We start from the raw sequence: 5,133 nt of genomic DNA, 5'->3' as shown, positions 1-5,133 counted from the left end.
CGGCGGCTCCGGTGCCAGCGCCGCTGCCGCCGCCAGCACGCGCCCCAGGGCCGCCGCCGGCACGCTCGCGGTACGCGGGCTCGGGGTGCGCTTCGGCGGCCTGGTGGCCGTGGACGGCGTCTCCCTCGAAGCCCGGACCGGACAGATCACCGGTCTGATCGGCCCGAACGGGGCCGGCAAGACCACGACCCTGAACGCCTGCTCGGGAGTGCTCCGACCGACGAACGGAAAGATCTCCTTCGGCGGCCACGACATCTCCCGGCGGGGCCAGGCCGTTCGGGCCCGGCTCGGCATCGGCCGCACGTTCCAGCAGATGGAGCTGTTCGACTCGATGACCGTGCGGGAGAACGTCGCGCTGGGAGCGGAGGGCGGCTTCGCCGGGGCCAGCCCGCTCAGCCACTTCCTGAGCTCGGGCAGGCAACGAAACCTCGTCAGGCAGCGCGCCGAGGAGGCCATCCGGCTCTGCGAGCTGGAGGATGTCGCGGAATCGCTCGCCGGGGCCCTGTCGACGGGGCTGCGCCGGCGGGTCGAGCTGGCCCGCGGCCTGGCCGGGCCGTTCCGCGTCCTCCTGCTCGACGAACCGTCGTCCGGCCTCGACCGGGCGGAAACCAGCCGGTTCGGCGAGACCCTCCAGCGCGTCGTGCGGGACCGGGGAATCGGCATCCTGCTCGTGGAGCACGACATGGCGCTCGTCAACGAGATATGCGACCACATCCACGTCCTGGACTTCGGTAGACCCGTCTTCGACGGGACGCCCGACGAGGTGATGGCGTCCCCGCTCGTGCGGGCCGCCTATCTCGGGGGCGACGCCGTCGAGACCGTCGCACGGCAGCCCGTGAGGGAAGTGGTGTCATGACAACACGGACGAACAGTGCCACCACCGCGGGCGACACGAAGCCGTATGCCCTCTCGCTGCGGGCGGTGCAGTCGGGTTACGGCCGGTCGACGGTGTTACGCGTGGTCGACCTCGACGTACCGGCAGGCGGGGTGGTCGCCCTGCTCGGTGCCAACGGCGCGGGAAAGACAACGCTGCTGCGCACCGCGGCGGGTCTGAACAGGCTCCAGCACGGCCGCGTATCGATCGGCGGCGTCGACCATTCGGGCACTCCGCCGTATGCGCGCACCCGCGCCGGCCTGTGCCTCATCCCCGAGGGGCGGGGAATCTTCCGGTCGTTGTCCGTGCGGCAGAACCTTCGCCTCCAGCGGCCACCGTGGCTTCCGGAAACCAGGCCCGACCGGGCGCTGGAGGCTTTCCCGGCACTGCGGCAGCGGCTCGACGACACCGCCGGCACGCTCTCCGGCGGGCAGCAGCAGATGCTCGCGCTGTGCCGGGCCTACCTGTCGGATCCACAGGTCATCCTGGTGGACGAGGTCTCCATGGGCCTGGCACCGAGGATCATCGACGAGATCTTCGTGTCGCTGCGACAGCTGGCCGCGAGCGGGGTGTCGCTGGTCATCGTCGAGCAGTACGTGGAACGCGCGGTCGAGTTCGCCGACGCCGTCGTCGTGCTGCGGCGCGGAAAAGTGGTGTTCGACGGGACGCCGGACACGCTGGACCACGACGCGCTCGTCAACAGCTACCTCGGCTCAGGGGATCCCGTGGCCGACCGGTCATAGGGACCGGCCCCCGGCGCCACTGGACCATACCCGGTCCGGGTGGCGCCGGGGGCCGGCGGTGTGCCCGGCGGATATGTCCGGCGGACGTATCGACGTGACGCCCCGACGCGGTGACCAGAACCGATCGGAGAACCGGTCAGAGAGTGGTGTAACCACCGTCGATCAGGATCATGTCACCGGTGATGAACGACGACTCGTCACTCGCCAGGAAGACGGCCAGCCGGCCCACCTCGGTGGGGGTCCCGTATCGCCCCAGCGGCGTCGCCCTGACCACGCCCTCGATGAGCTCCGGCGGGAGGCTGTCGGTGATCTGCGTCCGGATCGGCCCGGGGCAGATCGCGTTGACGCGGATGTTCCGGCTTGCGTACTCCGCCGCCGCGGTCTTCGTCAGCATGGCCACGGCACCCTTTGCCGCGCAGTACGCGGGCATTCCCGGGAAAGCGACCATCGCGGCCATCGACGCCGTGTTCACGATCACTCCCCCACCGTTCTCAAGTAACTTGGGGATGGCGTAGCGCATACCGAGGAACACCCCTCGCCCGTTCACACCGAAGACGCGGTCGAACTCCTCCTCCGGATAGTCACCGGTGTGGGCCACCGCCCCGTCGATACCCGCGTTGTTACAGAGGACGTCGAGCTTGCCGAAGTGGGAGACGGCCGCATCCAGCATGTTCCGGACGTCCTGCCCCCTCGACACGTCGGCGTGCACCGCGTAGCAGTCGCTCCCGAGCCGCTTGGCGACCTCCTCCTGCTGGCCCGAGATATCGACGGCGACGACCCTGGCCCCTTCCTTCACGAACTCCTCGGCAATACCGGTGCCGATTCCCGAGCCCGCCCCGGTGACGACAGCAACCTTCCCTTCGAGCCGCCCAGCCACGTCTCTCCCCTTTCCAAGATCCATGCTATCGGACGATCATTCATCCCGATCCTAGGCCCGACCAGAACAAAAAACAATGGTTTGTTCCGCTCCTTTCCCCTGCCCGAGGAACACGGATCAGCACCCGCCACGACAGCGACACGCGTCGAGCCGGGCGGTCACGGCGGCCTACCGGACAACCGGGCCACCGGGCATTGCGCCAGCACACCCGCGCACGCCCGGCCACCGGCTTTCCCGCGCCCTTGACAGCGGCGGCCAAAGCCTGGAGCGCGATCCGCTACCAGCCTTCTACCTGTGATTATATCTCATAGCAACATCTCGATTACGCTTGACTGTGACCTACTTGACAGGTCAAGTAGCGCCTGTTATGTTCATAAAAACAAACGTATGTTTGTATCGCATCGAAAGGCGACCGCACCAAAAGACAGCAAAAAGACGGGAGGTACCCGGACGGTACGTCAGCCTGTACGGGCGCAGGATGGTGCGCCCACAGAAATCCTGATGTCGAACACCGGTGCCCGGGCGGCGCAGCCACCCGCAACAGGTCGGGCCGTGAGGCATCCGGCTCGATTCCCCGCCGCCACCGTGACAGTGAAGCGGCGCATTCAGGCCGTCAGCGTCCTGGCCCACGAGCGCATATCGGCCGCGGTTGGCGCCGACCGGCACCCGCCAGCATGCCGTTCCCCGGCCACGGGAAACCCGCCCCTTACCCACGCGACCCGAGCCATACGTTTAATGGAGGTGCTCTTGTGACCACGAGCGAAGGGTTCCGGAGGGACATCTTCTCCGACTTCGACATCGAGGACCCGGAGTTCAACGACCGCTTCTACGAGGTCCTCGACGAGTTCGTGGACAGGTGCCCGGTCACCCGCAGCAATGTCGGGAACGGGTACTGGCTGATCAACCGCTACCAGGATGTCAAGCGCGCCGGCCAGGACTGGCGGACCTTCAGCAGCGCCAAGGGCTTCGAGCCCAACCGTGACCCGGAACGCCCCTACCTGATGCCGGAGGAGTCGGATCCGCCCCGGCACAACCTCTGGCGGAACGCGCTGAACCCCTACTTCTCCCCGGACGCGATCAGCGCCTTCGAGGACTCCATCCGGACGGAGGCCGTCACCCTCATCGACGCTTTCATCGACAGGGGTGAATGCGAGTACATCAAGGAGTTCTCGTCGGTGCTGCCCGGCTCGGCGATGTTCAAGAACCTGCTGGGCCTGCCCACCGACGACGTCCCCATGCTCATCAAGCACATGGACGCGGGCTTCTACGGGCCCAAGGAGGAACGCACCGAGAACCTGACCAGGGCATTCGTCCACCTCGGCGAGTACCTGGGCCGCCGGGCCAAGGAGCCGCCGCGCGGCGACGTGGTGGACGTGATCGCGGCGGGTGTCGAATACGAGAACGGCGAGCCGTCCCCCTGGCAGGACCGGGTCTCCATCATCACCGACCTCGCGCTCGGCGGCATCGTGACCGCGACGTTCGTCATGTCGGGTGCGATGTCCCACCTCGCCACCCACCCCGAGGACCGCAAGGCGCTGGCGAACGACCCGAGCCTGATCCCCCAGGCGGCCGAGGAGTTCGTCCGGTACTTCCCACCGGTGGTCGCGCTCGGCCGGTCCGTGACCACGGATGTCGAGATAGGCGGGCACCACTTCAAGGAAGGCGACTTCATCCTCCTGAACTACGCGTCGGCGTCACGGGACCCGAAGGCCCTGGACAGCCCCAGGGAGTGCAACATCTTCCGGGAGCGCATCCCCCACTCGGCCTTCGGCGTCGGTGTCCACCGCTGCATCGGTGCCCACCTGGCACGCCTGGAGATCAAGGTCGCCCTCGAGGAGTTCCTCCGCCGTATTCCCGAGTTCAGCCTGAAGCCCGGCACCCGGCCCGAGTACGAGACCGGGATTCTCCGCAGCATGAAGAAGCTCCACCTGGAGTTCCCGACACGGCGCGGCGCATAACCGGGAGCCCACGGTGCCACCGGGCGGCGGGCGCGGGCCAACGTTGTTTCGTCACCGTGCCCGCTCCCGTGCCGCTCCCGTGCCCGCGCGGGTCACGACGTCCGGGGGCGACGGCCGTCCAGGGCGTGGCCTGCCCTCCTCGGCCGCGGGGACCGCTGACGGTGGCGGCACGAACACCACGAGACCGCTGAACGAGTGAACGATGGATGGTGACGACCGTGAAGGTCAGCGTCGACAACAGCAAATGTGAGGCACATGGCCAGTGCAACATGATCGACGAACAGATATTCACTCTCGACGACCAGGGCTACAGCAACATCGGCAAGGACAGACCAGTGCCCGAGGGATTAGAGGACAACGCCGATCAGGGCGTGTACAACTGTCCCGTGAACGCACTGTTCATCGACCGTTCGTAGCCGCACCGACCGCTGGTTCCACCGACCGGCCGTAGCTCGCCGCCGGGGATCCGGCCGGGCCCGCTCCGACGCGCCATGGGAGACACCGGCCATGATCGGCGCGAGTCTGCTGCCGTGTACGCTTTTTGGCCGCGTCAGTATGCGCAGCGGCGAACTCGCGCCGATCTTCTTCTGCGTTCTGCGTTCTGCGTCCAGCGGCCGGCGACCAGCATTCATCGACACGCGCCGCCGTTCGCGGAGATGTGTATGGCTGCCTGAGCGGCGC

General features: G+C 67.6%; 5 protein-coding genes. 4 read left to right on the top strand and 1 reads right to left on the bottom strand.

Annotated features, from left to right (window positions below; translation table 11 throughout):
- A partial coding sequence (locus NBX02_RS09070) for an ABC transporter ATP-binding protein (RefSeq protein WP_250290895.1) occupies nt 1-856 on the top strand: 856 nt, incomplete at its 5' end.
- A complete protein-coding gene (locus NBX02_RS09065) occupies nt 853-1,617 on the top strand; it encodes an ABC transporter ATP-binding protein (protein WP_250281712.1) in 765 nt (254 codons plus the stop codon). The genes NBX02_RS09070 and NBX02_RS09065, both read left to right, overlap by 4 nt.
- 136 nt (nt 1,618-1,753) lie before the next feature.
- On the opposite strand, the gene NBX02_RS09060 is transcribed toward NBX02_RS09065, so the two are convergent.
- Nucleotides 1,754-2,494: an SDR family NAD(P)-dependent oxidoreductase gene (locus NBX02_RS09060; RefSeq protein ID WP_250281715.1), complete on the bottom strand. Its 741-nt coding sequence runs from the start codon at nt 2,492-2,494 to the stop codon at nt 1,754-1,756.
- A 749-nt stretch (nt 2,495-3,243) separates the two neighbouring features.
- Between NBX02_RS09060 and NBX02_RS09055 the strand changes: the two genes are divergently transcribed.
- Together NBX02_RS09055 and NBX02_RS09050 are read left to right on the top strand one after the other, a co-directional pair.
- Nucleotides 3,244-4,452 (top strand): cytochrome P450, encoded by a 1,209-nt coding sequence (locus NBX02_RS09055; RefSeq protein WP_250281717.1) that lies wholly within the window; start codon nt 3,244-3,246, stop codon nt 4,450-4,452.
- Nucleotides 4,453-4,661: 209 nt separating this feature from the next.
- Nucleotides 4,662-4,868: a ferredoxin gene (locus NBX02_RS09050; RefSeq protein WP_250290893.1), complete on the top strand. Its 207-nt coding sequence runs from the start codon at nt 4,662-4,664 to the stop codon at nt 4,866-4,868.
- Nucleotides 4,869-5,133: the final 265 nt, after the last annotated feature.

Source organism: Protofrankia sp. CiP1_Cm_nod1, from assembly GCF_920888515.1.
Taxonomy (GTDB): Bacteria; Actinomycetota; Actinomycetes; order Frankiales; family Frankiaceae; genus Protofrankia.
The sequence above is the reverse complement of the archived record's forward strand: the minus strand, read 5'-3'. Positions and strand labels throughout refer to the sequence as shown.

What these genes read in the sequence shown, in the direction of transcription:
- NBX02_RS09065 (WP_250281712.1), top strand. Translation starts at nt 853, where the DNA reads ATGACAACACGGACGAACAGTGCCACCACCGCGGGCGACACGAAGCCG.